This window comes from Streptomyces sp. NPDC050509 (genome assembly GCF_044457965.1).
Classification (GTDB): domain Bacteria; phylum Actinomycetota; class Actinomycetes; order Streptomycetales; family Streptomycetaceae; genus Streptomyces.
The window spans coordinates 52,068-75,898 of record NZ_JBITHL010000003.1 but is presented as its reverse complement, the minus strand read 5'-3'; the positions used below and the strand labels follow the sequence as shown (position 1 = coordinate 75,898).

The 23,831-nt window shown below is 72.7% G+C and carries 22 protein-coding genes, 1 pseudogene and 2 riboswitches; of the genes and pseudogenes, 11 read left to right on the top strand and 12 right to left on the bottom strand.

Annotated features, from left to right (window positions below):
* The first annotated feature begins 145 nt into the window (after nucleotides 1-145).
* From ACIBJC_RS09475 to ACIBJC_RS09460, 4 genes are all read left to right on the top strand, one after another.
* Nucleotides 146-550 (top strand): GntR family transcriptional regulator, encoded by a 405-nt coding sequence (locus ACIBJC_RS09475; RefSeq protein WP_399291126.1) that lies wholly within the window; start codon nucleotides 146-148, stop codon nucleotides 548-550.
* Complete coding sequence (locus tag ACIBJC_RS09470; RefSeq protein WP_399289996.1) at nucleotides 547-1,449, top strand: ABC transporter ATP-binding protein; 903 nt, start codon at nucleotides 547-549, stop codon at nucleotides 1,447-1,449. Before ACIBJC_RS09475 ends, ACIBJC_RS09470 begins: the two co-directional genes overlap by 4 nt.
* Nucleotides 1,446-2,441, top strand: coding sequence for an ABC transporter permease subunit (locus tag ACIBJC_RS09465; RefSeq protein WP_399289994.1), 996 nt, complete (start codon nucleotides 1,446-1,448; stop codon nucleotides 2,439-2,441). Before ACIBJC_RS09470 ends, ACIBJC_RS09465 begins: the two co-directional genes overlap by 4 nt.
* Nucleotides 2,442-2,605: 164 nt before the next feature.
* Nucleotides 2,606-3,787 carry an alpha/beta hydrolase family protein gene (locus ACIBJC_RS09460; RefSeq protein ID WP_399289992.1) on the top strand — a complete coding sequence of 394 codons (1,182 nt, stop codon included), beginning with the start codon at nucleotides 2,606-2,608 and terminating at the stop codon, nucleotides 3,785-3,787.
* Nucleotides 3,788-3,903: 116 nt separating this feature from the next.
* Here ACIBJC_RS09460 and ACIBJC_RS09455 read toward each other — a convergent pair whose 3' ends face one another.
* The 4 genes from ACIBJC_RS09455 to ACIBJC_RS09440 all read right to left on the bottom strand — a co-directional run bounded on the left by ACIBJC_RS09455 (nucleotide 3,904) and on the right by ACIBJC_RS09440 (nucleotide 6,101).
* Nucleotides 3,904-4,755, bottom strand: a complete 852-nt coding sequence (locus tag ACIBJC_RS09455) for an alpha/beta fold hydrolase (RefSeq protein WP_399289990.1) — start codon at nucleotides 4,753-4,755, stop codon at nucleotides 3,904-3,906.
* Nucleotides 4,756-4,867: 112 nt separating this feature from the next.
* Nucleotides 4,868-5,047: a DUF397 domain-containing protein gene (locus tag ACIBJC_RS09450; RefSeq protein ID WP_399289988.1), complete on the bottom strand. Its 180-nt coding sequence runs from the start codon at nucleotides 5,045-5,047 to the stop codon at nucleotides 4,868-4,870.
* Entirely contained in the window at nucleotides 5,044-5,238 is a 195-nt protein-coding gene (locus ACIBJC_RS09445; protein ID WP_399289986.1) for a DUF397 domain-containing protein, read from the bottom strand. The genes ACIBJC_RS09450 and ACIBJC_RS09445 overlap by 4 nt, the downstream gene beginning before the upstream one ends.
* Nucleotides 5,235-6,101: a helix-turn-helix domain-containing protein gene (locus ACIBJC_RS09440; protein ID WP_399289984.1), complete on the bottom strand. Its 867-nt coding sequence runs from the start codon at nucleotides 6,099-6,101 to the stop codon at nucleotides 5,235-5,237. Before ACIBJC_RS09440 ends, ACIBJC_RS09445 begins: the two co-directional genes overlap by 4 nt.
* Nucleotides 6,102-6,304: 203 nt before the next feature.
* Here ACIBJC_RS09440 and ACIBJC_RS09435 point away from each other — a divergent pair, with 203 nt between their 5' ends.
* The gene (locus tag ACIBJC_RS09435; RefSeq protein ID WP_399289982.1) at nucleotides 6,305-6,727 is read left to right on the top strand and encodes an ATP-binding protein; all 423 of its coding nucleotides are present in this window, start codon (nucleotides 6,305-6,307) and stop codon (nucleotides 6,725-6,727) included.
* 262 nt (nucleotides 6,728-6,989) lie between these two features.
* Here the strand turns inward: ACIBJC_RS09435 and ACIBJC_RS09430 are convergent, their stop codons facing one another.
* Nucleotides 6,990-7,241, bottom strand: coding sequence for a hypothetical protein (locus tag ACIBJC_RS09430; protein ID WP_399289980.1), 252 nt, complete (start codon nucleotides 7,239-7,241; stop codon nucleotides 6,990-6,992).
* Complete coding sequence (locus ACIBJC_RS09425; RefSeq protein ID WP_399289978.1) at nucleotides 7,238-8,254, bottom strand: zeta toxin family protein; 1,017 nt, start codon at nucleotides 8,252-8,254, stop codon at nucleotides 7,238-7,240. The genes ACIBJC_RS09430 and ACIBJC_RS09425 overlap by 4 nt, the downstream gene beginning before the upstream one ends.
* Before the next feature lie 264 nt (nucleotides 8,255-8,518).
* On the opposite strand from ACIBJC_RS09425, the gene ACIBJC_RS09420 reads away from it, so the two are divergent.
* Nucleotides 8,519-9,871 carry a geranylgeranyl reductase family protein gene (locus tag ACIBJC_RS09420; protein WP_399289976.1) on the top strand — a complete coding sequence of 451 codons (1,353 nt, stop codon included), beginning with the start codon at nucleotides 8,519-8,521 and terminating at the stop codon, nucleotides 9,869-9,871.
* 81 nt (nucleotides 9,872-9,952) lie between these two features.
* Here ACIBJC_RS09420 and cobN read toward each other — a convergent pair whose 3' ends face one another.
* Nucleotides 9,953-13,609, bottom strand: a complete 3,657-nt coding sequence (gene cobN, locus ACIBJC_RS09415) for a cobaltochelatase subunit CobN (protein WP_399289974.1) — start codon at nucleotides 13,607-13,609, stop codon at nucleotides 9,953-9,955.
* A gap of 55 nt (nucleotides 13,610-13,664) precedes the next feature.
* Nucleotides 13,665-13,757, bottom strand: a riboswitch (cobalamin riboswitch).
* A 145-nt stretch (nucleotides 13,758-13,902) separates the two neighbouring features.
* On the opposite strand from cobN, the gene cobG reads away from it, so the two are divergent.
* From cobG to ACIBJC_RS09400, 3 genes are read left to right on the top strand one after another with little or no spacing between them, the layout of a single operon-like run.
* The gene (cobG, locus tag ACIBJC_RS09410) at nucleotides 13,903-15,288 is read left to right on the top strand and encodes a precorrin-3B synthase (protein WP_399289972.1); all 1,386 of its coding nucleotides are present in this window, start codon (nucleotides 13,903-13,905) and stop codon (nucleotides 15,286-15,288) included.
* A 12-nt stretch (nucleotides 15,289-15,300) separates the two neighbouring features.
* Nucleotides 15,301-15,942, top strand: a complete 642-nt coding sequence (locus ACIBJC_RS09405) for a precorrin-8X methylmutase (protein WP_399289970.1) — start codon at nucleotides 15,301-15,303, stop codon at nucleotides 15,940-15,942.
* A complete protein-coding gene (locus ACIBJC_RS09400) occupies nucleotides 15,939-17,486 on the top strand; it encodes a precorrin-2 C(20)-methyltransferase (protein WP_399289968.1) in 1,548 nt (515 codons plus the stop codon). The genes ACIBJC_RS09405 and ACIBJC_RS09400 overlap by 4 nt, the downstream gene beginning before the upstream one ends.
* Here the strand turns inward: ACIBJC_RS09400 and ACIBJC_RS09395 are convergent.
* Nucleotides 17,450-18,229, bottom strand: coding sequence for a cobalt-precorrin-6A reductase (locus ACIBJC_RS09395; RefSeq protein ID WP_399291123.1), 780 nt, complete (start codon nucleotides 18,227-18,229; stop codon nucleotides 17,450-17,452). The two genes, ACIBJC_RS09400 and ACIBJC_RS09395, sit on opposite strands and share 37 nt — an antisense overlap.
* 17 nt (nucleotides 18,230-18,246) lie before the next feature.
* On the opposite strand from ACIBJC_RS09395, the gene ACIBJC_RS09390 reads away from it, so the two are divergent.
* Nucleotides 18,247-19,407, top strand: a complete 1,161-nt coding sequence (locus tag ACIBJC_RS09390; RefSeq protein ID WP_399289966.1) for a cobalt-precorrin-5B (C(1))-methyltransferase — start codon at nucleotides 18,247-18,249, stop codon at nucleotides 19,405-19,407.
* A 49-nt stretch (nucleotides 19,408-19,456) separates the two neighbouring features.
* Nucleotides 19,457-20,071 (top strand): annotated as a pseudogene (locus tag ACIBJC_RS09385) (N-acetylmuramoyl-L-alanine amidase); the annotation flags it as partial.
* An 84-nt stretch (nucleotides 20,072-20,155) separates the two neighbouring features.
* Here the strand turns inward: ACIBJC_RS09385 and cobM are convergent.
* From cobM to ACIBJC_RS09365, 4 genes are all read right to left on the bottom strand, one after another.
* Nucleotides 20,156-20,935, bottom strand: a complete 780-nt coding sequence (cobM, locus tag ACIBJC_RS09380) for a precorrin-4 C(11)-methyltransferase (protein WP_399289964.1) — start codon at nucleotides 20,933-20,935, stop codon at nucleotides 20,156-20,158.
* Nucleotides 20,932-22,227 carry a precorrin-6y C5,15-methyltransferase (decarboxylating) subunit CbiE gene (gene cbiE, locus ACIBJC_RS09375; protein ID WP_399289962.1) on the bottom strand — a complete coding sequence of 432 codons (1,296 nt, stop codon included), beginning with the start codon at nucleotides 22,225-22,227 and terminating at the stop codon, nucleotides 20,932-20,934. The genes cobM and cbiE overlap by 4 nt, the downstream gene beginning before the upstream one ends.
* A 256-nt stretch (nucleotides 22,228-22,483) precedes the next feature.
* Entirely contained in the window at nucleotides 22,484-23,332 is an 849-nt protein-coding gene (locus tag ACIBJC_RS09370; RefSeq protein ID WP_399289960.1) for a CbtA family protein, read from the bottom strand.
* A gap of 45 nt (nucleotides 23,333-23,377) precedes the next feature.
* The gene (locus ACIBJC_RS09365) at nucleotides 23,378-23,617 is read right to left on the bottom strand and encodes a CbtB-domain containing protein (RefSeq protein ID WP_329822474.1); all 240 of its coding nucleotides are present in this window, start codon (nucleotides 23,615-23,617) and stop codon (nucleotides 23,378-23,380) included.
* Nucleotides 23,618-23,654: 37 nt separating this feature from the next.
* A riboswitch (cobalamin riboswitch) is annotated at nucleotides 23,655-23,812 on the bottom strand.
* Nucleotides 23,813-23,831 lie beyond the last annotated feature (19 nt).

Genomic DNA, 23,831 nt, shown 5'->3' with positions numbered 1-23,831 from the left:
GGCATGTGCGCGCATTGCCGGATCCCGGCAATGTCTACGTTTTCTTGATGCCGGGCGCGCACCCGGAGCGCCCCATGACGCGCGCCCCCTGCACCTCTTGACGGTCCATCCGCCGAGGAGTCTAAAGTACTAGCTCACTAGATAACTGGAGGAACCAGTGATTGAGTTCCACCTGGACAGCGGGTCCGGCCTCTCGCCGTACCAGCAACTGGTCCAGCAGGTGCGCCACGCGCTGCGGCTGGGGCTGCTCGCGGAGGGCGATCAGCTCCCCACCGTCAAGGGCGTGGCGGGGCGGCTCGCGATCAATCCGAACACCGTGCTCAAGGCGTACCGGGAGCTGGAGCACGACGGTCTGGTGGCCGCCCGGCCCGGCGTCGGGACGTTCGTGACGCGCACCCTGGCCGGGGCCTCGCCCGCCGCGCTCGGGCCGCTGCGCAAGGATCTGCGGCGCTGGCTGACGAAGGCGCGGCTGGCCGGGCTCGACGACGAGTCGATCGAGGCGCTGTTCCTGACCACCTTCCGGGGCGTCGCCGGGGAGGACGTGGCATGACCGACATCCTGCGGGCCCGCGCGCTGGGCAAGAGATACCGGCAGCGCTGGGCGCTCTCGGAGTGCACCCTGGACGTTCCCGCCGGCCGGGTCGTCGGACTCGTCGGCCCCAACGGGTCGGGAAAATCGACCCTGTTGAACCTGGCCTCCGGGACGCTCACCCCGTCCGCCGGCATGATCGAGGTGTGCGGCGGCCGGCCCGCCGACAGTACGGAGCAGCTCGCGAAGGTCGGCTTCGTCGCCCAGGACGCCCCGACGTACCAGGGGTTGAGCGTCGCCGACCACCTCAGGATCGGCGCGCGCCTCAACCCCGGGTGGGACGACACCATGGCGAGGGAGCGGATCCGGCGGCTCGGGCTCGACCCGGCGCGGCGGACCGGGAAGCTCTCCGGCGGCCAGCGCGCGCAGATCGCCCTCACCCTGGGCATCGCCAAGCGGCCCGAACTCCTCATCCTGGACGAGCCGGTGGCCGCCCTGGACCCGCTCGCGCGGCGGGAGTTCATGCAGGACCTGATGGAGGCCGTCGCCGAGCAGGAACTCAGCGTCATCCTCTCCTCCCACCTCGTCTCCGACGTGGAGCGGGCCTGCGACTACCTGATCGTGCTGGTCGACTCGCGGGTGCGGCTGGCCGGTGACATCGACGAACTGCTGGCCACCCACCACCGGCTCACCGGCCCCCGGCGCGACCCGGCCACGCTCCCGGCCGGCCAGGAGGTCGTCTCGTCCAGCCACACCGAGCGGCAGACCACCCTCCTCGTACGCACCGACGCCCCGATCCTCGACCCCGCCTGGACGGTCAGCCGGCTCAGCCTGGAGGACCTCGTCCTCGCCTACCTGCGCGGGCCCGCACCCGAGAGCCCCGAACCCCGCTCCCGACCCGCCCTGGAGGCGCTGCGATGATCTGGCTGGCCTGGCGCCAACTGCGCCCGAACGTCCTGGCGGTGGGGGCGGCCGCCGCCGTACTCCTCGCCCTTCTCGCGGTCACGGGACCGGGGCTGGCCGATCTGTCCGGCACCGCGGGCGGGAGCGCGCTCCAGCAGATCTCCGGCACCGAACAGGCCGTCTACTACGCCGGGCTGATCGCCGTCCTCGCCCTGCCCGGTGTGATCGGCATGTTCTGGGGCGCGCCGCTGGTCAGCCGCGAGCTGGAGACCGGCACCCACCGGCTGATCTGGAACCAGAGCGTCACCCGTACCCGCTGGCTCGTCACCAAGCTCGGCCTCACCGCACTGGCCGCCATGGCCGCCGCCGGGGTGACCAGCCTCGCGGTGAGCTGGTGGAGCCGCCCGGTCGACGCCGCGGTCGCCCGGGGCGCCGACCTCGACCACTTCCCGCGGATCGACCCCCTGATCTTCGGCGCGCGCGGCATCGTCCCGCTCGCGTACGCCGCGTTCGCCTTCGCGCTCGGCGTCACCCTGGGCCTGTTCATCCGCCGCACCGTACCGGCGATGGCCGCGGTGCTGGTCCTCTTCGTCGCGGTCCAGCTCGCCATGCCCCTGTGGGTACGGCCCCACCTGGCGACGCCCGCCGAGGTCACGGTCCCGGTCAGCGTCCGGTCCCACCTCGGCATCCGCGAGGACGGCACCATCACGATGGAGCTGAAGGAACCCGGCGCCTGGCTCGTCGCGGAACAGACCGTCGACGCCCGGGGCCACGCCACCACCGTCCCCGCGTCGTTCCCCGACTGCCTCAACGCGCAGCCGAGCCCCCCGCCCATCGAGGAGATCAACGCCTGCGTCGCCGACCTGGCGTCACTCCACTACGGCCAACGCCTGACCTACCAGCCCGCCACCAACTTCTGGCGCCTCCAGTGGGCCGAGTCGGCGATCTACCTCGGCCTCACGGCGGGGCTGGGCGGGCTCTGCGCAGGGCGGGTACGGCGACTGTCCTGAACCCGGTACGGGGGCGGGCTCGGCCGACACACCGCGGGAGCTTCCGGCACCCGGTGGTGTCACGTCGCGCCGGACGGCACCCGGAACCGGACACCCACCGACGGGCGAAAGGCGTCGGCACCCGATGTCCCCCAGCCCGTCCTGAGCAGAGAAACGGACAACCCATGAACCACACGCACTTCCGTCGTGGCCTGACCGCCGCGGCCGCGCTGCTCGCGCTCACCGTCGGCGTCGGCGGGGCTCCCGCCGCGGCCGCCGACGAGCCGCGCGGCACACCGTACCTGCCCGCGCCGACCGGACCCCATGAGGTCGGCACCACGTCCTTGCACCTCACGGACGGCTCCCGCCCCGATCCCTGGGCTCCGGGGGCGAACTCCCGCGAACTCATGGTCTCCCTGTGGTACCCGACGGCCTCGCCGAGCGGACCGCGGGCGCCGTACATGACGCCGACGGAGTCGGAGCTGCTCCTCAAGGACGGGGGCATCACCGGCGTGCCGTTCGACGTGTTGAGCACGACACGGACCAATGCCTTCGCCGACGCCCGGCCCGCCGGGCCCGCGCGCGGTCTGCCGCTGGTCGTACTCTCTCCCGGCTTCACCAAGCCGCGCGCCACGCTGACCACGCTCGGCGAGGACCTCGCGAGCCACGGCTACCTCGTGGCCGCGATCGACCACACCTACGAAAGCGTTGCCACCACCTTCCCGGACGGGCGGGTCGCCACCTGCGCCGCCTGCGAGGTCCCGCATGACGAGGCGTTCTGGAAACGGCTGGTCACGGGCCGGGCCGCCGACGTCTCCTTCGTACTGGACGAACTGACCGGGGCGCACGCGCGACGGAACGGCGCCCGGCTCGTCGACCCGTCACGGATCGCGATGGCGGGCCACTCCGTCGGCGGTGCGAGCGCCGTCACCTCCATGGTGGCCGACCCCCGGATACGCGCGGGAATCGACATCGACGGCACGACCCAGGTCCCGATCCCGGACAGCGGCCTGTCCCGGCCGTTCCTGTTCCTCGGCAGACAGGCTCAGTACACCCCGGGCAGCGGTGGCGACGCGGTCGCCACCTGGGAACGCGACTGGCGAGGCCTCACCGGGTGGAAGCGGTGGCTCGTGGTGACCGGAGCCGAACACGCCTCCTTCACCGACGTCGGACTGCTGGCCGAGCAACTGGGCATCGACATCGGCGCCGACCTGCCGTCCGCCACGGCCTCGCGGATCACCGGCAGGTACACCCGCGCGTTCCTCGAACTGCACCTGCGCCACCGGCCCCAACCCCTCCTGGACAAACCCTCCACGCGCTACCCGCAGGTCAAGCTCTGCACCCCGGAAGCGGGCATCTGCGTCTGAGTCCCGTCCGGCCGGTCCAGGCGCCGGTTCGGCCCCGGTCTCCGCCGGGAAGGCGCGGCACACGCTGCGGATCGCGCAGCGTGTGCCGCGCCCACCGGATCAGAGCGGGTTTGGAGTCAATTCGGCAGCCGGGACTCCTCGATGAACTCGATGATCTGCGAGGCGATTTTCCTGGGGGCCATGACGACGGCGCCGTGGTTGAGCCCGGGCAGGGTGCGGTGGTCGGCCTGCGGCAGGATCCCGGTCACGGCGAGCGCGGCACGCTGGAAGGCGGCCGGGCTCTTGCCGCCGGTCAGCACGCGGGTGGGCACGGCCACCCCCTTCCACTCCTCGGCGTCGAGCGGCCTGCCCTGCTGGGTATCGCCCATGACCGCGATGTCGTAGGGCAGAGTGCGGGCCAGCCCGGTGAGGTTCGACCACATCCTCGGCATGAGCTTCATGAAGAACACGGCGATGCCGGGCATGCCCTGCACCCTGGTCATGAAGTACGTGACCGCGTCGCCGTGCCGGCCTTCCGCGAGCAGCTCGGTGATCCGCTGCGCGAGATCCTTGGGCGGCCCGTCGTCGCCCTCGGCGACCACGAACGGCGGCTCATACAGGGCCAGTCGGTCGACGTTCACTCCGGCAGCGACCGCGCGCAGGGCGAGGACCGCGCCGGAGGACGAGCCGAACAGCGACGCCGAACCGCCGACGTGCTCGATCAGGGCGGCGATGTCCTCCACCTCGCGCTCGGGGGCGTAGGCATCGGCGTCACCGCTGGCACCCCGTCCGCGCCGGTCGTAGTTGACCACGGTGAAGTGCTGGGCGAGGAGAGCCGCGAGTTTGGCAGTGTCGGACCGGTCGGCCAGCGCCGACGCCACCAGGACGACGGCCGGCCCGCTGCCCGACTGCTCGAACGCGATCTCGGTACCGTCGGCGGAGACGACACGGGCCTCGGCTCTGGCCGGCTGGTCCCGGGCTACTGACATATCCATCACTCCGGTTCGCGTAGGGCCCTACCGCTGTGGCGAGTTACCGCGGATGAGACCCCCGGGACACAGAAAACTCATCGGGGAGAAGACACCGGGCCCTGAGGTCCTGCTAACAGCTACGCAGAAAGGCGCGCCACGGGGCGGGCTCGAAGCGCAGGGACGGGCGGCGCGTGTCCTTGCTGTCGCGTACGGAGCGGCCGCCGTTGGCGGTGGGGGCCAGCTCTACGCAGTTGCCCTGCTGCCCGGAGTACGAGGACTTCCGGTACGGGCCTATGACGTCAGAGGTCACGAGCCGCCTGCCTTGGCGTGCGTCAGGAAGGCGTCCCACTGGGCGGGGGCGAAGTGCAGCGAAGGGCGGGTCACGTCTTTGCTGTCACGTACGGCCCGGCCGCCGTTGAAGGTAGGGGCCACCTCGACGCAATTGCTGTCATGGCCCGAGTGGGACGACTTCCGGTAGGGGCCCACGGTCTCAGGGATCACGATGCATCTTCCTTGCCGCTCCGCAGTACTCGCCGGATGAGCCGTGCGCTCATATCCGGTGACAGTGCTTCCGATCGTAGACGCTCGAACACACTGGCGTAAGCGGTCAGATCGTCCGTTGCTTCGAGAATTGATGCACCCCGAAGGTTCTCGATTGCGACGGCTTCAACGTTGGGCTGACTGTCGAAGGAGAACGAAGAGAACGGGTAGGCGATGCCGGCCTTCACTCCTGCCGACGTGGGGAGGATCTGCAGGGTGACGTTCCCCCGCTTTCCCGCCTTCAGAAGATGCTCCAACTGCTCACGGTGGACATCGGCAGGCACCAGCGGGAGGGTTACCACTGGCTCCCAGACAATGACCGCGTAGCTGGTGCCGCCTTCCTCAATCTTCGCCTGTCGTCCCTCTCGGACCTTGACGAACTGGGCCACCACATCGGGTGGTACCGAGTGGGGAGCGAGTGCGGAGACCTGCTCGGTGTACGCCGCTGTTTGCAGGAGGCCGGGGACCAGCACCGTCTGCCACTCACGGATGAACGTCGCATCGTCCTCCAGCGAGATGTGGTCGCGATAGCTCTCCGACAGCTCCGGGAAGTTGAGCCACCAGCCCCGATGGCCCGAGTTCTTCGCCAACCACACCAAGTGGCCGCGTTCCGTCTCGTCCGTGACCCCGTACCGGTCCAGCAGAAGCAGAACTTCCGCAGGTCTCGCCGTGGTGATCCCGTCCTCCATGCGGCTGATCTTGGACCTGGACCCGTGGATGAACTCCGCCGCCTGCGCCTGGTCAAATCCCGCGCCGACCCTGTGCCGCTGCATCTTGCGGCCGAATCGCCTGCTGCGCACGGTCGGCTTTCCACCTGCGGGCATCTTGTTGCCTCCCTCTCCGCTCGCGCCCAAGTCTGCCGCTCCAGGGCCTGCTTGGTGCGCCGTCACACGATCGAGCTAACCATGCACGCGTGCATAAGTTTTGGGTTGTGGAAGTTGCGAAGCTCACTCTAGCCTCAACAACGCGCCGCTCGCATCCCGCTACGCAGCGCAACATCGACCATGCGTCAGCCTGGGAGTAACCCATGCCCACAACCCTTTTCGCGGAGCCGTTCCGCGACACCTTCCGCATTCCGAAACGCAAGAAGCACGTGCCGGCCGTACGGGCCCGCGTCAGGGAGACCCTGGTGAAGTGGGGGTTCGAACAGCTTGCCCCGGATGTCGAGTTGGTGGCCTCGGAACTCGTCACCAACGCCGTCCGCCACTGCCGCGTCAGCTACGCCGAGGTCGAGGTGACCTTGCATGTCGACTGGGGCGACCTGGTGTTGGAGGTGTCCGACCCCGATCGGTCCAGGCTGCCGCAGCTCCGGGAGGGCTGTCCCGAGGACGAGGAGGGCGGGCGCGGGCTGTTGCTCGTTGCCGGGCTGGCCGATGGCTGGGGATGCCGGGAGCTGGCGTACGGGAAGTGCGTGTGGGCGCGGTTCGCCCTGAACGGGCGGCCGGGGTGAAGGGGGGTCTGCGCCGCGTCTTCCGGGGGCGCCGTAGCGAAGCGTCCGTGCCCATATCCGTACCGGCGCCCGGGCTCGCTCCCGTACCCCTGTGTACCGAGACTCCCGAAATGTGGGACGCACTGCTCACCCTCGCCCGTCACCGCCGTGCCCGGCGGGCGCGGGAGGGCAGGGGAGCGCTTCGGCCCTGGGTGCTGTGACGATCGGGAAAGGGCGGAACCCGGGGGTCAACCGGGTTCCGCCCCTGTCGGCGGGCGATGCCTCAACCGGGCTCCGCCCCGTTGGTCGCCGCGTGCAGAAGCGCCTCGTACTGCTCGTCCGTCAGTTCGTGCCGGGCGTACGCCATGACGACCTCCTCGAACGAGTCCGGCAGCGGCGGTTCCGGATCGGCCAGGGCCGGTGCCCTCGGCGGGGCCGGGTGGCGCCAGGCGAGGTGCCGGAACCGCCCCGCGACCTGCTCCAGGGTCATGGAGCCGGTGCGCAGGGCGGTCAGGAGGTCGGTGACCTCGCTCATTTACCGGGTACGGCGTTGCCCCGGCCGGAGGCGATCAGGGTGGGCTCGGCGCCGGCGGAGTTCCAGAGGGACCAGGTGTTGAAGAGGTTCTTGGTCTCCTCGAAGGCGCGACGGTTGACGCTGCCCCATTGCGGGTCGGCGCCGGAGCGGATCAGCGCGGGGGGTACGTAACGCCCGCCGCAGCCCTCGCCGTTGCGGTACGCCTCGTGGCCCTTGCGGTGCCGCTGGTCGGCGCGTTGCACGCTCATCTCCACCGGGATGTCGACGAAGAGGGCGGCGATGTCGCCGTAGCCCGCCGTGCGCATGGGCGTCAGGCGGCCCTCGACCGAGCCGCGGGAGGACATCGAGAAGTCCCAGACGATGTTCTTGCGTGCCTGGTAGGCGCGGGAGGCGACCATGTTGGCGATCAGCTTGGACTCCTCCTGTACGAGGGTGCTGGCCTCCAGCGGGGTCAGACCCCTGGCGGCGGGGATCATGCGGCGCTCGCACATGACGTCCTTGACGTCGTCGGCGCTCACGACCAGGTACTGGGAGAGCTCGACACCGGAGTAGCGGGTGAGGACGGTGGTCTTCCCGGCGCCCATCGGCCCGCCGGTGAGGATCGCCCGGCCCTCGTCCGGTACGGCCGCGCCGCGCGCGTACAGCTCGTCGGCGACCTCGCGCTGGAGGCGTACGCGGGAGGCGAACCAGTGTTCACGGTCACCGCCGACGGTGTAGCGCACGGCGGTCTCCTGGCCGTCGGCCAGGGCCCGGTCCAGGTTGCGCTGGACACTCGCTACGTGCCGGTTCCACTGCGCGTCGGTCAGCGGGGCCTTCGGTGCCGCCGGGGCCGCCGGGGCCGCCTGGGTGAGACCGGCGGACTGGCCGGCGGACGGACCGGTGGAGTGGCCGACTGCCTGACCGGCGGGCCCGGCGAACAGCAGCGCCAGCGCGGCCAGCAGGCCGAGCAGGGCGCGCAGCGGTCCACGGGAGGAGGCGGGGGAAGAAGAACGAGGGGGGAGAAGTCTTAACACGTCGGCATCCCTGGAACGTGACGAATGAGGGGCAGATGGCGCCACACCCCTCCGTATACGGATGAGAACGGATCAGCCGTACCAGTCGGGCCGTCGCGCCGTCCGGAATCGTCCCAGTACGGCACGGAACACACCCGCGCCGACACACCGGTGTCCGGGCCGCCGTCCCAGGAGGCCGTGTTCCGCACCGGCGCATTCTGACCCATGATGACGTGAAGAGTGGCGATTTCGGTGCGGCTCCGACTGTCCCAAGAGGGGGTCCTGGTGAGCGGTTCAAGGGAAACGGAAGCCGAGGTGATCGTGGTGGGTGCGGGTCCGGCGGGCTCGGCCGCCGCCTGTCACCTGGCCAGGGCGGGCGTCGACGTACTGCTTCTGGAGAAGTCCCACTTCCCCAGGGAGAAGGTGTGCGGGGACGGTCTGACCCCGCGGGCGGTGCACCAGTTGATCCGCATGGGGGTCGACATCAACGCCCCGGGGTGGATGCGTTCACGCGGTATGCGCTGGGTGGCGGGGAGCCGGCAGGTCCACATCGAATGGCCCAGCTCGGGCAGCTACCCCGATTTCGGTCTCTCGCGCAGTCGGCACGATTTCGACGACATCCTGGCCCAGCACGCGGCAGCCGCCGGAGCACGGCTGCACAACGGTGTGAAGGTGACCCATCCCGTACTCGACCGCTCCGGCCGCGTCACCGGTGTCAGCGGCGTCAGCGTGCCGGCCGGGCCGAAGGGGCCCAAGGAGTCCAAGGAGTCCAAGGAGTCCAAGGGGGCGAAGGAATCGGGCGAGCCGACGGTCTACCGCGCGCCGATCGTCATCGCCGCCGACGGCGCCTCGGCCCGTCTCGCCCTCGCCCTGGGGCTGCAACGGGACGAGAACCGGCAGCTCGCGACGGCCGCCCGTCGTTACTACCGCAGCCCGGAGCGTTCCCAGGACGAGTATCTGGAGCTGTGGGCCGACCTCCGCCTTCCGGGGACCGACCGTTACCTGCCCGGATACGGCTGGATCTTCCCCATGGGCGACGGCAGGGTCAACGTGGGGCTCGGCGCGCTGCCTCACCGCCGGTACGGAAAGGTCGAGTTACGAACCGCCCTCGACGAGTGGCTGGCCCGCACCCCGTACGCGTGGGGACTGCGCGAGGAGAACGCCGAGGGCCCCGTACGGAGCGCGGCGCTGCCCATGGGCTTCAACCGTCATCCGCTGTACACCCGGGGGCTCCTCCTGGTCGGCGACTCGGGCGGCATGATCAGCCCCTGGAACGGCGAGGGCATCGCCCAGGCCCTGGAGGCCGGCGAGGTCGCGGCCGGGAGCGCGGCGCTCGCCCTGGCCCTCCCCCAGGGGCCGAAGCGGGAGCGGGTGCTGCTCAACTATCCCGTGGAGATGACCCGCCGCTGGGGGCGCTACTACCGCCTCGGCAACACCGTCGCCGACCTCGTCTTCAGCCGGTCGGGCTTCCAACCGGTCCTCAACCGCTATGTCCTGGGCTCGCCCTTCCTGCTCAAGACCCTGGCCCGGCTGCTCACCGACCTCACCGACAAGCCGTCGCGCGACACGATCGACCACCTGATCAACACGGCGGTCCGCCTCGTCCCGGCGCCACCCGTCCGGCGCAAAACCCGGTGACCGTGCCGGGGATCCGGCGCCGGACCGGTACGGGCGGGGCCCCACCACAGCACGCGCCACAGCGCAGGCCCCGCCCACCCCTCAGTCGTCCTCGCCCTCCAGCTCACCCTCCGTCTCCAGGAACACCTTCCGCAGCGCGTCCAGCACCCCCGGGTCCGGCTTCTCCCACATGCCGCGCGACTCGGCCTCCAGCAGCCGTTCCGCGATGCCGTGCAGGGCCCAGGGGTTGGCCTCCTGGAGGAACTGGCGGTTCTCCGGGTCCAGGACGTAGGTCTCGGTCAGCTTGTCGTACATCCAGTCCGCGACGACGCCGGTCGTCGCGTCGTACCCGAAGAGGTAGTCGACCGTCGCCGCCAGTTCGAACGCGCCCTTGTAGCCGTGGCGGCGCATCGCCTCGATCCAGCGCGGGTTGACCACGCGGGCGCGGAAGACGCGGGACGTCTCCTCGACCAGGGTGCGGGTGCGGACGGTCTCCGGGCGGGTGGAGTCGCCGATGTACGCCTCGGGGGCGGTGCCCTTCAGGGCGCGGACGGTGGCGACCATGCCGCCGTGGTACTGGAAGTAGTCGTCCGAGTCCGCGATGTCGTGCTCGCGCGTGTCGGTGTTCTTCGCGGCCACCGCGATGCGCTTGTACGCGGTCTCCATCTCGCCGCGCGCCGGGCGCCCGTCGAGTTCGCGGCCGTACGCGTAGCCGCCCCACACCGTGTAGACCTCGGCGAGGTCCGCGTCCGTACGCCAGTCGCGGCTGTCGATGAGCTGGAGGATGCCCGCGCCGTACGTACCGGGCCGGGAGCCGAAGATACGGGTCGTGGCGCGCCGTTCGTCGCCGTGTTCGGCCAGGTCGGCCTGGGCGTGGGCGCGGACGAAGTTGGACTCGGCGGGCTCGTCCAGCGCGGCGACGAGCCGTACCGCGTCGTCCAGCAGCCCGATCGCGTGCGGGAACGCGTCGCGGAAGAAGCCGCTGATGCGCAGGGTGACGTCGATACGGGGACGGTCGAGCTCCGCCAGGGGTACCGGCTCCAGGCCCGTGACCCGGCGCGAGGCGTCGTCCCAGACGGGCCGGACGCCCAGCAGCGCCAGGGCTTCCGCGATGTCGTCGCCCGAGGTGCGCATCGCGCTCGTACCCCAGAGGGAGAGCCCGACGGAGGTCGGCCAGTCGCCGTTGTCGGTGCGGTAGCGGGTGAGGAGGGAGTCCGCGAGGGCCTGCCCCGTCTCCCAGGCGAGGCGGCTCGGTACGGCCTTGGGGTCGACGGAGTAGAAGTTGCGGCCGGTCGGCAGGACGTTGACCAGGCCGCGCAGCGGGGAGCCGGACGGGCCCGCCGGGACGAAGCCGCCGCTCAGGGCGTGCACGACGTTCTCGATCTCGTCGACCGTGCCGGCCAGCCGCGGGACGACCTCGCGGGCCGCGAAGGTCAGGATGTCCGCGACCGGACCACCCAGGCCCGAGGCCACGCCCGCCACCGCCGCCGGGTCCCACTGCGCGTCCTCCATCGCCTGGACGAGCGCGCGGGCCCGCTCCTCCGCGTCGTCGGCGGCGGTGCGGGTCGCGGCCGACTCGTCGAGGCCGAGGGCTTCGCGCAGGCCGGGCAGGGACGACGTACCGCCCCAGATCTGCCGGGCGCGCAGGATGGCGAGGACGAGGTTGACGCGTGCCGCGCCGGTCGGGGCGCCGCCGAGGACGTGCAGTCCGTCGCGGATCTGCGCGTCCTTGACCTCGCAGAGCCAGCCGTCGACGTGCAGCAGGAAGTCGTCGAACCCGTCGTCGTCCGGGCGCGCTTCGAGCCCGAGGTCGTGGTCGAGCTTGGCGGCCTGGATCAGCGTCCAGATCTGGGCGCGGATCGCGGGCAGCTTCGCCGGGTCCATGGAGGAGATCGCCGCGTACTCGTCGAGCAACTGCTCCAGGCGCGCGATGTCGCCGTACGACTCGGCGCGCGCCATCGGCGGTACGAGGTGGTCCACCAGTGTGGCGTGCACGCGCCGCTTCGCCTGCGTGCCCTCGCCCGGGTCGTTGACGAGGAACGGGTAGATCAGCGGCAGGTCGCCGAGCGCGGCGTCCGGCGCGCAGGAGGCGGACATGCCGGCGTTCTTGCCGGGCAGCCACTCCAGGTTGCCGTGCTTGCCCAGGTGGATCATGGCGTCGGCGCCGAACCCGCCGTCGTGGCTCGACGCCTGGATCCAGCGGTACGCGGCCAGGTAGTGGTGCGAGGGCGGCAGATCGGGGTCGTGGTAGATCGCGATCGGGTTCTCGCCGAAGCCGCGCGGCGGCTGGATGAGGATCAGCAGATTGCCGCGCCGCAGGGCGGCGAGCACGATGTCGCCGTCCGGGTCGCCGCCCGCGCCGACGCGGCTGCGGTCGAGGAACATCTCGCCGGGCGGCGGCCCCCAGTGCCGCTCGACGGAGGCGCGCAGATCGGCGGGGAGCTGCGCGTACCAGCGCCGGTAGTCGGCGGCCGGTATGCGGACGGGGTTGCGGGCGAGCTGCTCCTCGGTGAGCCATTCCTGGTCGTGGCCGCCCGCGTCGATGAGCGCGCGGATCAGCTCGTCGCCGTCGCCGGACTCCAGGCCCGGTACCAGCTCCGTACCGAAGTCGTACCCGTCCGCGAGAAGTCGGCGCAGCAGCGTGACGGCGCTGGCGGGGGTGTCGAGGCCCACGGCGTTGCCGATGCGGGAGTGCTTGGTGGGGTACGCGGAGAGGACCAGCGCGACGCGCTTCTCGGCGTTCGTACGGAACGCCAGCGTGGCATGGCGTACGGCGATCCCGGCGACGCGCGCGGCCCGCTCGGGGTCGGGTACGTACGCGGGCAGCCCGTCCTCGTCGATCTCCTTGAAGGAGAACGGGACGGTGATCAGCCGGCCGTCGAACTCCGGTACGGCGACCTGTGAGGCGGCGTCCAGCGGCGTCAGCCCCTCGTCGCTCTCCTCCCAGGCGGCGCGGCTGCTGGTCAGGCAGAGGGCCTGGAGGATCGGTACGTCGAGCGCGGCGAGCGCGCCCGCGTCCCACGCCTCGTCGTCGCCGCCGGCCGACGCCTGGGCGGGCTTGGTGCCCCCGGCGGCGAGCACGGTGGTGACGATCGCGTCGGCCTCCCCCAGGGCGGCCAGCAGCTCCGGCTCGGGCGCGCGCAGGGACGAGACGAAGATCGGCAGGGGCCGGGCGTCGGCGTCCTCGATCGCCGAGCAGAGCGTCTCCACGAAGGCGGTGTTGCCGCTCATGTGGTGCGCGCGGTAGTAGAGGACGGCGACGGTCGGGGCCTTCTCCGTCACCGCGTGGCCCGGCCGGCCGATACGGGGCGGGCGGACGCGCCGCTCCAGCCGGCCCCAGGTGGGCGCGGCGGCGGGCGGCTCGAAGCCGTGGCCGGTCAGCAGAACGGTGTCGGAGAGGAACCGCGCGAGCTGCTCCAGGTTGGCGGGCCCTCCGTGCGCGAGATAGGCGTGCGCCTCGGCGGCGATGCCGATGGGGACGGTGGACGCCTCCATGAGCTGCGCGTCGGGCGCCTGTTCACCGGTGAGGACGACGACGGGGACGTCCCGGGCGAGGAGGGCGTCGATGCCGTCCTGCCAGGCGCGCAGACCGCCGAGGAGCCGTACGACGACGAGGTCGGCGTCCTCCAGCAGCGCGGGCAGTTCGTCGAGCGCGAGCCGCGCCGGGTTGGCGAACCGGTACGGGACCGGGCCGCCCGCCGCGTTGGCGGCACGGGCGCTGAGCAGATCGGTGTCGGACGTCGACAGGAGCAGAAGCATGCGGCGTCTGGCCTTCCTCGGGGTCCGCGCCCCGGGCGGGTGTGGAGGACGGCGGGAGTTCCTGGCTCACCCGACGACCGGATCGCTCCGGCCGGAGCTGTCGGGTTCACAGTGGCGGGACCGCGCCGGGTTCGCACCGGGCTTCCTCCCCATGACGCCGTCACTGGCGTGTGACGGGCCTGACGGCCCGCCGTCTGCATAGTAAGCGCTGAGGTCACGGGCGGGGAGGGCGCCCGGTCGGGACGGCGGACGAGAAGGGGGCGGGCGGGGGCCACGTGGGTATGCTCGCGGCCATGCCGCCCACCTCGCCAACACCCGTGAACCGGGACGAAGCCGCCGCGCGCGCTCCGTCCCGGGGCGCGGTGCGCGATGCCCCAGGGGAGTCCGTACGGGACAGCCTCCCGGACGCCGTACGGGATGTCGTACGGGTACGGGGGGACGCCTGCCCCGGCGCGCTGCGGCTGCACCACGCCGACGACGGCGCCCTGGCCCGGCTCCGGCTGCCCGCAGGGCTGCTGACGCGCCGCCAGGCGCTCGCCCTGGCCGACGCGGCCGAGCGCCTGGGCGACGGCCACCTGGACCTCACCTCCCGGGGCAACGTGCAGCTCCGGGGGCTGGACGCGGACTGCGGCGGCGAGCTCGCGGACCTCCTGCACGAGGCGGGACTGCTGCCCTCGGAGGAACACGAGCGGATACGGAACATCGTCGCCTCACCGCTGGCCGGACTCGACGGACTCGGCGCGGGCGACGTGCAGTTGTGGGCCCGGCGGCTGGACGGGCTGCTGTGCGCGAGCGACGCGGCGACGGAGCTTTCCGGGCGCTTCCTGTTCGCGCTGGACGACGGCCGGGGCGATGTGGCGGCACTGGGCGCGGATGTGACGTTGCTCGCACGGCCGGACGGCACGACAGAGGTGCATATAGGGGCATCCCGCCCGCCAACCGGAGAGCGGGCGGTACAGGCCGTACGCGTCCCGGCCGCCGACGCCCCGCGCGCGGCCCTGCTGGCGGCCGAGACCTTCCTCACGGCGGCGCGGGCGAGCGGCACGGGCGCCTGGCGCGTACGGGACCTGCCGGCCGGGGCGGCCCGGGGACTGGGCGCCGCGATGGCGGAGCGCCTGACGGCGGCCGGGATCGAAGTCGTGGCGGGGGACGCGGAGGACACGCGGGATGCGGCGAAGGCTCCTGCCCTTGGCCCCGGGCTGATCCGCTCCCCCGACGGGACGGTCGCGCTCTCCGCGTACCCCCGGCTCGGCCGGCTGAGCGTGGCGCAGTGGCGCCTCCTGCTGTGCGGGGACGGCGGCCTGCGGCTCACGCCCTGGCGCGGGGTGATCGTTCCCGGCCTGGCTCCGGACGCCGCCGCCGACCTGCTCGGACGGCTCCGTACCGCCGGACTGGTCACCGAGCCCGACTCCCCCTGGCTCGGTGTCGGCGCCTGCACCGGGCGGCCCGGGTGCGCCAAGGCGCTCGCGGACGTACGGGCCGACGCCGCCGCGTCCGTGGCCGCAGGCCGGGACGGCGACCGGACCGGCCTGCCCGTGTACTGGTCGGGATGCGCGCGGCGCTGCGGTCATCCGCAGGGCGACCGGGTGGACCGGGTCGCGACCGGCGAGGGCCGCTACACCGTCTCCGTACACACGCGGGACGAGCGGGACGAGAACGTGAAGAAAACACAGTCGTGACGACGTGACGAGATGAGCGAGACCACAGTGTTCGACTATGAGAAGGACGGCGCGGCGATATACCGCCAGTCGTTCGCCACGATCCGCGCCGAGGCGGACCTCGCCGGGCTGCCCGCCGATGTCTCCCAGGTCGCGGTGCGGATGATCCACGCCTGCGGCATGGTCGACCTCGTGCGCGACCTGGCCTTCACCCCCGGGGTGGTGGCCCGCGCCCGCGAGGCGCTGCGCGCGGGCGCGCCGATCCTGTGCGATGTGCGGATGGTCGCGAGCGGGGTCACGCGCAAGCGGCTGCCCGCCGACAACGACGTGGTCTGCACGCTCTCCGACCCGGCCGTCCCGGCCCTCGCCGCCGAACTGGGGACGACGCGCAGCGCCGCCGCCCTGGAGCTGTGGCGGGACCGGCTGGACGGGGCGGTCGTCGCCGTCGGCAACGCGCCGACCGCGCTCTTCCGGCTGCTGGAGATGATCGAGGCGGGCGGACCGCGCCCGGCGGCCGTCATCGGCGTCCCGGTGGGCTTCATCGGCGCCGCCGAGTCCAAGGACGCGCTCGCCGGGCACCCCTCCGGTCTTGAACACCTGGTCGTACGGGGACGGCGCGGCGGCAGCGCCCTCGCGGCGGCGGCCATCAACGCGATCGCGAGCGAAGTGGAATGACCGAGAACACCAGCCTCCCCGCCGGCCGTCTGTACGGCGTCGGCCTCGGCCCCGGCGACCCGTCCCTGATGACCGTACGGGCGGTGCAGGTCATCGCCGAGGCGGATGTGATCGCGTACCACAGCGCCCGCCACGGCCGCTCCATAGCGCGTTCCATAGCCGCCGGACATCTGCGCGCGGACCACATCGAGGAGCCGCTGGTCTACCCGGTCACCACCGGTACCACCGACCATCCGGGCGGCTACCAGGGCGCGATGGACGAGTTCTACGCGGAGTCCGCCGCCCGGCTCGCCGTCCATCTCGACGCGGGGCGCACGGTCGCGGTGCTCGCGGAGGGCGATCCGCTCTTCTACGGCTCGTACATGCACATGCACAAGCGGCTGGCCGACCGCTATCCGACCGAGGTCATCCCCGGGGTGACGTCGGTGAGCGCCGCCGCGGCGCGGCTCGGCACCCCGCTCGTCGAGGGCGAGGAGGTGCTGACGGTCCTGCCGGGCACCCTGCCCGAGGAGGAGCTGACGGCCCGGCTGGCCTCGGCGGACTCGGCGGTCGTGATGAAGCTGGGCAGAACGTTCCCGGCCGTACGGCGGTCGATCGAGCGGGCGGGGCGGCTGGCGGACGCGCGGTACGTGGAGCGCGCGACGATGAGCGGGGAGCGCACGGGCGCGCTGGCGGAGACGGACCCGGACTCGGTGCCGTACTTCTCGGTGGCGGTGCTGCCGAGCCGCGTGGACCGGACCCCCGACCTTTCTTCCACAGACTCCGGTGAGGTGGTGGTCGTGGGAACGGGCCCGGCGGGTCCGCTGTGGCTCACGCCCGAGACACGGGGCGCGCTGGCCTCCGCCGAGGATCTGGTCGGCTACACCACCTATCTGGATCGCGTTCCGGTCCGCCCCGGCCAGCGGCGGCACGGTTCCGACAACAAGGTGGAGTCCGAGCGCGCCGAGTTCGCCCTCGACCTGGCGCGGCGGGGCCGCCGCGTGGCCGTCGTCTCGGGCGGTGACCCCGGCGTCTTCGCGATGGCCACGGCCGTCCTGGAGGTCGCGTCGGCCGACCCGTACCGGACGATCCCCGTACGGGTCCTCCCGGGCGTGACCGCGGCCAACGCCGCCGCCGCGCGCGCCGGCGCGCCCCTCGGCCACGACTACGCCGTGCTCTCGCTCTCCGACCGCCTCAAGCCGTGGGAGGTCATCGCGGAGCGGCTGCGCGCGGCAGCGGCGGCGGACCTGGTGCTCGCGCTCTACAACCCGGGCTCCGCCAGCCGTAACTGGCAGGTCGGCAAGGCCCGCGAACTGCTGCTGGAGCACCGCGCCCCGGACACCCCGGTCGTGCTGGGCCGCGATGTGGGCGGTGCGGAGGAGAGCGTACGGATCGTCCGGCTGGCGGAGCTGGACCCGGCGCAGGTGGACATGCGGACGATCCTGATCGTCGGCTCGTCGCAGACGGTGACGGTACGGCGGGGAGCCGGCGAGGGCGGCGGCGAGCAGATCGTCTGGACGCCCCGCCGCTACCCGGAACCTTCTGCGGCGCCCTCCGAGAAGTGAGCCACCCACGCCACCGCGTCCTCGGCGGTCTCCGCGACGGCCACCCCCTCCGGCACGGGCGGCCGTCGCACGACCACGACCGGAATCCCCGCCTCCCGGGCGGCGGTGAGCTTGGGCGCGGTGGCCGCGCCGCCGCTGTCCTTGGTGACGACGACATCGATCCGGTGCCGGCGCAGGATGTCCCGCTCCCCGTCGAGCGTGAACGGCCCCCGGTCGAGCAGGGTCTCCGTACGGGCGGGGTACGGCGGTTGCGGGGCGTCCACGGACCGTACGAGGAACCAGTGGGCGTCGAGTTCCGGGCCCGCGAAGGCGGCGAGCCTCATCCGTCCGGTGGTGAGGAAGACGCGGCGGGACCCGCCGAGCCCGCGCAGCGCCCCGGCGGCCTCCTCCAGCGAACCGGCCGTACGCCAGTCGTCGCCCGGCACGGGCGCCCAGGAGGGGCGGCGCAGCGCCAGCAGGGGAACGCGGGCGGTGGCGGCGGCGAGGGCGGCGTTCGCGCTGATCGTCGCGGCGAAGGGATGGGTGGCGTCGACGAGCGCGTCCACGCGGTGCTCGCGCAGCCAGTGCGCCAGCCCGTCGGCCCCACCGAACCCGCCGACGCGCACCTCGCCCGGCGGCGGTACGGGCCGGGCCACGCGCCCGGCGAGGGACGTCGTCACACGCGGCCGGGGGTCCGGCCGGTCGTGGAGCAGTTCCGCGAGGCGCCGCGACTCGGTGGTCCCCCCGAGGATCAGCACATGCAAGGGCAACGGTTCTCTCCATGACTCAGGACGGCACGGGTACGGGTACGGGTACGGGTACGACGGGTACGGGCGCGGGCGGGCGCAGCGCCCAACTCAAGCACACCGGTCTGCGCTCCGGCTGGACGACCGGCGCCTGTGCGACGGCGGCGACGACGGCCGCGTACACCGCCCTGCTGACCGGCGACTTCCCCGACCCGGTGACGATCACGCTGCCGAAGGGCCAGACCCCGGCGTTCGCGCTGGCCACGGAGGAACGGTCGGCCGGGGCGGCCACGGTGGGCGTGGTCAAGGACGCGGGCGACGACCCGGACGTCACGCACGGCGCCCTGGTCCGCGCGACGGTACGGCTGCTCCCGCCGGGCGCGGGCGTCGTCTTCCGGGCGGGCCCCGGCGTGGGAACGGTGACGCGCCCCGGGCTGCCCCTGGAGGTCGGCGAACCGGCGATCAACCCGGTCCCGCGTCAGCTCATGCGGGCGCATGTGGCGGAGGTGGCGGGGCGGTACGGCGGCACGGGCGACGTCGAGATCACGGTCGCCGTGGACGACGGCGAGGAGATCGCCCGCTCGACGTGGAACCCGCGCCTGGGCATCCTGGGCGGCCTGTCCATCCTCGGCACGACGGGGGTGGTCGTCCCGTACTCCTGCTCGGCGTGGATCGACTCGATCCGGCGGGGCGTGGACGTGGCGCGCGCGGCGGGCCGTACGCATGTGGCGGGCTGTACGGGCTCCACCTCCGAGAAGACGGTCGTGGCCGTCCACGGCCTGCCGGAGGACGCGCTGCTGGATATGGGCGACTTCGCGGGGGCGGTCCTCAAGTACATCCGGCGCCACCCGGTCGACCGCCTGACGCTCTGCGGCGGCTTCGCGAAGCTCTCGAAACTGGCGGCGGGCCATCTCGACCTGCACTCGGCGCGGTCCCAGGTGAACAAGGCGTTCCTGGCGGAACTGGCCTCGGCGGCGGGCGCGGACGAGGCGCTGGCGACCCGGGTCGCGGAGGCCAACACGGGCCTGGAGGCGCTGCGCCTGTGCGAGGCGGCGGGCGTCGCACTGGGCGACGCGGTGGCGGTGCGGGCCAGGGCGGAGGCGCTGGCGGTGCTGCGGGGGGCGCCGGTGGAGGTGGACGTGATCTGCATCGACCGGGCGGGGGCCGTGGTGGGACGCAGCGAGCGGTCCTGGTGAACGCGGCCCGGCACGGCCACGTACACCACGGCGGAAAGGAATCGATCCCATGGCAGCACCACTGTCCGCCTCGGCCTTCCTCGCGGCCCTGCGCGCCGAGGGCGTGAAGGTCAAAGAGGTCGGCAACTGGCGTACGCACAACCGCAATCACAAGGGCCCCTGGGGCCCGGCCAACGGCGTGATGATCCACCACACCGTCACCTCGGGCACCACGGGCTCCGTGGCGCTCTGCCGCGACGGGTACGCCGCCCTGCCGGGGCCGCTCTGTCACGGCGTCATCGACAAGACCGGTGTCGTCCACCTCGTCGGTCACGGCCGGACGAACCACGCCGGGGGCGGCGACCCGAAGGTACTCGCGCGCGTGATCGCGGAGGACTACGGCGACCGGCCGCCCAAGCCCACCCAGGGCAACACCGGCGGCGCTGACGGCAACGCCCGCTTCTACGGCTTCGAGTGCGTCAACCTCGGTGACGGGAAGGACCCGTGGCCACAGGCCCAGCTCGACGCGGTCGAGCGGGTGGGCGCGGCGATCTGCCGGGCGCACGGGTGGAGCGCGCTCAGCGTCATCGGCCATCTCGAATGGTCCAACGACAAGATCGACCCCAGGGGGTTCGGGATGCCCGGCATGCGCGACCGGATCGCCGGGCGGCTGAAGACCTCCCCGCCCAAGAAGTGAGCGTCGGCGGGACACGGTGACGGCGGGACACGGAGCGCGCCTCCGTGTCCCGCCGTTCCCGTGCGAAAGGGGTCAGCCCGGAGAGCACTCATGGCCGCCGTCCCCGTCCCCGTCCCGGTCCCGGTCCGCCGAGTACAGGTGGCTGTCCCTGAACTGCTCCGCGCCCAGCGTCCTGCCCACCATGATCACCGCCGTACGCACCACACCCGCCGCCTTCACCTGCGCGGCGATGGAGTCCAGCGTGCCCCGCAGCACCAGTTCGTCGGGGCGGCTGGCCATCGCCACCACCGCCGCCGGGCAGTCCGCGCCGTAGTGCGGCAGCAGTTCGTCCACCACCCGGTCCACGTACCGCGCCGCCAGGTGCAGCACCAGCAGCGCGCCGCTGCGCCCCAGCGTCGCCAGGTCCTCGCCCTCCGGCATCGGGGTGGCCCGCTGGGCGATCCGGGTCAGGATCACCGTCTGGCCGACCGTCGGTACGGTCAGCTCCCGCTTGAGCGCGGCTGCCGCCGCCGCGAACGCCGGTACGCCCGGCACCACTTCGTACGGCACGCCCGCCGCGTCCAGCCGCCGCATCTGCTCGGCGACGGCGCTGAAGACGGACGGGTCGCCGGAGTGCAGCCGCGCCACGTCATGGCCCTCGCCGTGCGCCCTGACCAGCTCGGCGGTGATGCCGTCGAGGTCCATCCTGGCGGTGTCGATCAGCCGCGCGTCCCGCGGGCAGTCGGCCAGCAGTTCGCGCGGGACGAGGCTGCCCGCGTACAGGCACACCCGGCACTCGGCCAGCCTGCGGGCGCCGCGCACCGTGATCAGGTCGGCGGCGCCGGGTCCGGCGCCGATGAAGTACACCGTCATCGTTCGTCTCCTGGTCCTGATCCTGGTCCTGGTCCTGGTCCCGCCCCTGACCCTGTTCCTCCGGCCGGGGCCACCGGTTCCTTCGATGTCTTCGTGACCGCCCACTGCGTGACCGGCATCGCCTGCCGCCACCCCGTGAAGCCGCCGACCGGCACCGCGTGCGCGACCGCCAGCCGTACCAACTCCCCGCCGAACCGCCGGTACCGGTCGGCCAGCAGCGCCTCGGACTCCAGCGTCACCGTGTTCGCGACCAGCCGGCCGCCCACGGGCAGCGCCTCCCAGCAGGCGTCGAGCAGCCCCGGTGCGGTCAGCCCGCCGCCGATGAACACCGCGTCGGGTACGGGCAGCCCGGCCAGCGCGGCGGGCGCCGCGCCGACGGCGACGCGCAGCCCGGGGACGCCGAGCGCCCGCGCGTTACGGCCGATGCGCTCGGCGCGCGCCGGATCGCGCTCCACCGACACCGCACGGCAGGACGGGTGCGTACGCATCCACTCGACCGCGATGGACCCGGACCCGCCGCCGATGTCCCACAGCAGCTCCCCGGGCTCGGGGGCCAGCGCGCCCAGCGTGGCGGCGCGCACATGGCGCTTGGTGAGCTGGCCGTCGTGCTCGTACGCCGTGTCCGGCAGCCCGGGTACGGCGCCCAGGCGCGGCGCCCCGGGCGCGCGGCGGCAGTCGACCGCCACGACGTTGAGCGGGTCACCGGCGGGCTCGTCCCACGCGTCGGCGGTGGCGGTGAGGTGCCGCTCCCGGTCCGACCCGAGCTGTTCGAGTACGTGCATCGGGCTCGGCCCGTAGCCGCGCGCCCGGAGCAGCTCCGCCACCTCGGCCGGCGTCGCGGCCCCCGCGCTGAGCACCAGCACCCGGCGGCCGTCGTGCAGCGCGGCGGTGAGCCGGTCGGCGGGACGGCCGACGAGCGTGACGACCTCCGTGTCCTCCACCGGCCAGCCGAGCCTGCCGCAGGCGTACGAGACGGACGACGGATGCGGCACCACCCGCAGCGCGGCGGCGCCGACGACCTCGCCGAGCGCCCGCCCGATCCCGTAGAACATCGGATCCCCGCTGGCCAGCACCGCGATACGGCGCCCGGCGTGCGCGGCGAGCAGGCCGGGCACGGCGGGGCGCAGCGGGGACGGCCACGCCACCCGCTCCCCCGCGCACTCGCTCTGCGGCAGCAGGCCGAGCTGCCGGCCGCCGCCGATCACCACGTCCGCGCCGCGCAGGGCGTCCCTGGCGTCGCCGGAGAGCCCGGCCCAGCCGTCAGCGCCGATCCCGACCACGGTCACCGGCATGCCGGGCGGGGACGGGGGCGATGGCGCATCAGGGGGCGGGACACTCACTGCCGTACACCTCTGAACTGGGAGAAGACCGACCTCGCACTCTACTGTCCGCCCACCCCTGGCCCCGCGACGGGCCCCGCGACAAGTGCTCCGGGACCCGGTGGCGCGATGCCCGCCAGCAGCGCCCGTACCGTCTCCCGCGCGGACGTCGCCCGCGCCATGCTGGACTTCATGGCGGCGCCGGAGACGGTCCGCCACGTGGTGGGCGTCAGCGACTGACCTCCCCCACGGCCCCCGCGCCGACCCCTTCGGAAGCCGAAGCGGAAGACGAAGCCGAAGCAGAAGCCGAAGCGGGATCCGTCCGCGGCCGGAGCGCCTTCTCGGCCAGCGCCCCGAAGATCAGCCCGAAGGCCGTCCACAGCAGCGCCTGCACACCGAGCGACGCGAGCCGGAACTCCCACAGCAGCGCGGCGGGGAAGGACGCGGGAACGGCGTCGGTGTTGGCGGGCAGCACCAGACACGCGAGGGCCACGGCGGCCACGTAACCGCCTCCCGCGACGAGCGACGCGTTCCAGTTGCCGAGCCGCGGCGCCAGCCGTCTGCCCGCGATGACGGCGGCGACCGCCAGCAACACGCTGAGCAGGATCATCAGGAAGAACAGCGTGGTGCGTTTCCCGATGGTGTCCGGGCTGCCGACGGCGGGCGGCGCCGCCGGATACTTCAGGAACGGCACCAGATAGACGGTGGTGAAGGCGGCCCCCGCGACCAGCGCGGCGGTCGCCCGCGGACCGAACCGGCCGATCCTGCCCAGGCTCACGGCGAAGACCAGCGAGGCGATACCGCCCAGGGCCACCCCGTACACCAGCACGCCGGTGGCGAGCCCGAACGTCGACTGGACCGGCCTGCTGACCAGTTCCTCCTCTTCCTCCTCGGCCGCGGCGGAGTCCCCCGCCGCGCCGTGCTGATGCGCCGGGGCGGACCGGGCCTCCTCCTGCGCGATGGAGTCCCGTACGGACGGCTCACCCGCGAAATAGGCCAGCGTGAAGGCGAGAAGCCCTGCCAGCACGCCCGCGACCATGCCGCGGACCAGGAGGTTTCTGACGGTGGAGGCATGCATGCGCGTATATCTCCGTTATCTCCGTGCTCCGTGGTCGCCGTCAGGTCAGTGGCAGGGGAAGCCGAGGAGATGACGGCCGTCGTGCACCCACTCGTGCACACCGGCACCGGAGATCACCGACGTCGCGCCCTGCTCGGCGCCGACGAAGTAGAGCAGCACCAGCATCAGGGTGCCGACGAAGACCGCCCACGGCAGAACGGCGCGCAGCGGAAGCGGAGCCGGAACGGCGGCGGTGGACGAGGTGGGCGAAACGGCCGTGGTCGTGGGCGCTATGGACTGAGCCATGGCACATCCTCCTTGGGGAACTCGCGTCCCGTTGCATGGAGCTCGAACGACGGCCTTCGGGTCTGACTCACCGGACCCCCGCCGCGTGGTGACGCGGCCGGCACCCGGCATACAGTGGCGCGACCGTGCCGGAATCTCACCGGACTTCCGTCTCGCCGTCGTGGATATCGACGTGAAGGTACCGCGAACCGGCAGACGGGCCAAGGGGGCCTTG

Coding starts and splice junctions, on each gene's coding strand:
- ACIBJC_RS09470 (WP_399289996.1), top strand. CDS start 547: ATGACCGACATCCTGCGGGCCCGCGCGCTGGGCAAGAGATACCGGCAG.
- ACIBJC_RS09465 (WP_399289994.1), top strand. CDS start 1,446: ATGATCTGGCTGGCCTGGCGCCAACTGCGCCCGAACGTCCTGGCGGTG.
- ACIBJC_RS09460 (WP_399289992.1), top strand. CDS start 2,606: ATGAACCACACGCACTTCCGTCGTGGCCTGACCGCCGCGGCCGCGCTG.
- ACIBJC_RS09455 (WP_399289990.1), bottom strand. CDS start 4,755: ATGTCAGTAGCCCGGGACCAGCCGGCCAGAGCCGAGGCCCGTGTCGTC.
- ACIBJC_RS09440 (WP_399289984.1), bottom strand. CDS start 6,101: ATGCCCGCAGGTGGAAAGCCGACCGTGCGCAGCAGGCGATTCGGCCGC.
- ACIBJC_RS09435 (WP_399289982.1), top strand. CDS start 6,305: ATGCCCACAACCCTTTTCGCGGAGCCGTTCCGCGACACCTTCCGCATT.
- ACIBJC_RS09430 (WP_399289980.1), bottom strand. CDS start 7,241: ATGAGCGAGGTCACCGACCTCCTGACCGCCCTGCGCACCGGCTCCATG.
- cobN (WP_399289974.1), bottom strand. CDS start 13,609: ATGCTTCTGCTCCTGTCGACGTCCGACACCGATCTGCTCAGCGCCCGT.
- cobG (WP_399289972.1), top strand. CDS start 13,903: ATGCCGCCCACCTCGCCAACACCCGTGAACCGGGACGAAGCCGCCGCG.
- ACIBJC_RS09405 (WP_399289970.1), top strand. CDS start 15,301: ATGAGCGAGACCACAGTGTTCGACTATGAGAAGGACGGCGCGGCGATA.
- ACIBJC_RS09400 (WP_399289968.1), top strand. CDS start 15,939: ATGACCGAGAACACCAGCCTCCCCGCCGGCCGTCTGTACGGCGTCGGC.
- ACIBJC_RS09390 (WP_399289966.1), top strand. CDS start 18,247: ATGACTCAGGACGGCACGGGTACGGGTACGGGTACGGGTACGACGGGT.
- cobM (WP_399289964.1), bottom strand. CDS start 20,935: ATGACGGTGTACTTCATCGGCGCCGGACCCGGCGCCGCCGACCTGATC.
- cbiE (WP_399289962.1), bottom strand. CDS start 22,227: ATGCCGGTGACCGTGGTCGGGATCGGCGCTGACGGCTGGGCCGGGCTC.
- ACIBJC_RS09370 (WP_399289960.1), bottom strand. CDS start 23,332: ATGCATGCCTCCACCGTCAGAAACCTCCTGGTCCGCGGCATGGTCGCG.
- ACIBJC_RS09365 (WP_329822474.1), bottom strand. CDS start 23,617: ATGGCTCAGTCCATAGCGCCCACGACCACGGCCGTTTCGCCCACCTCG.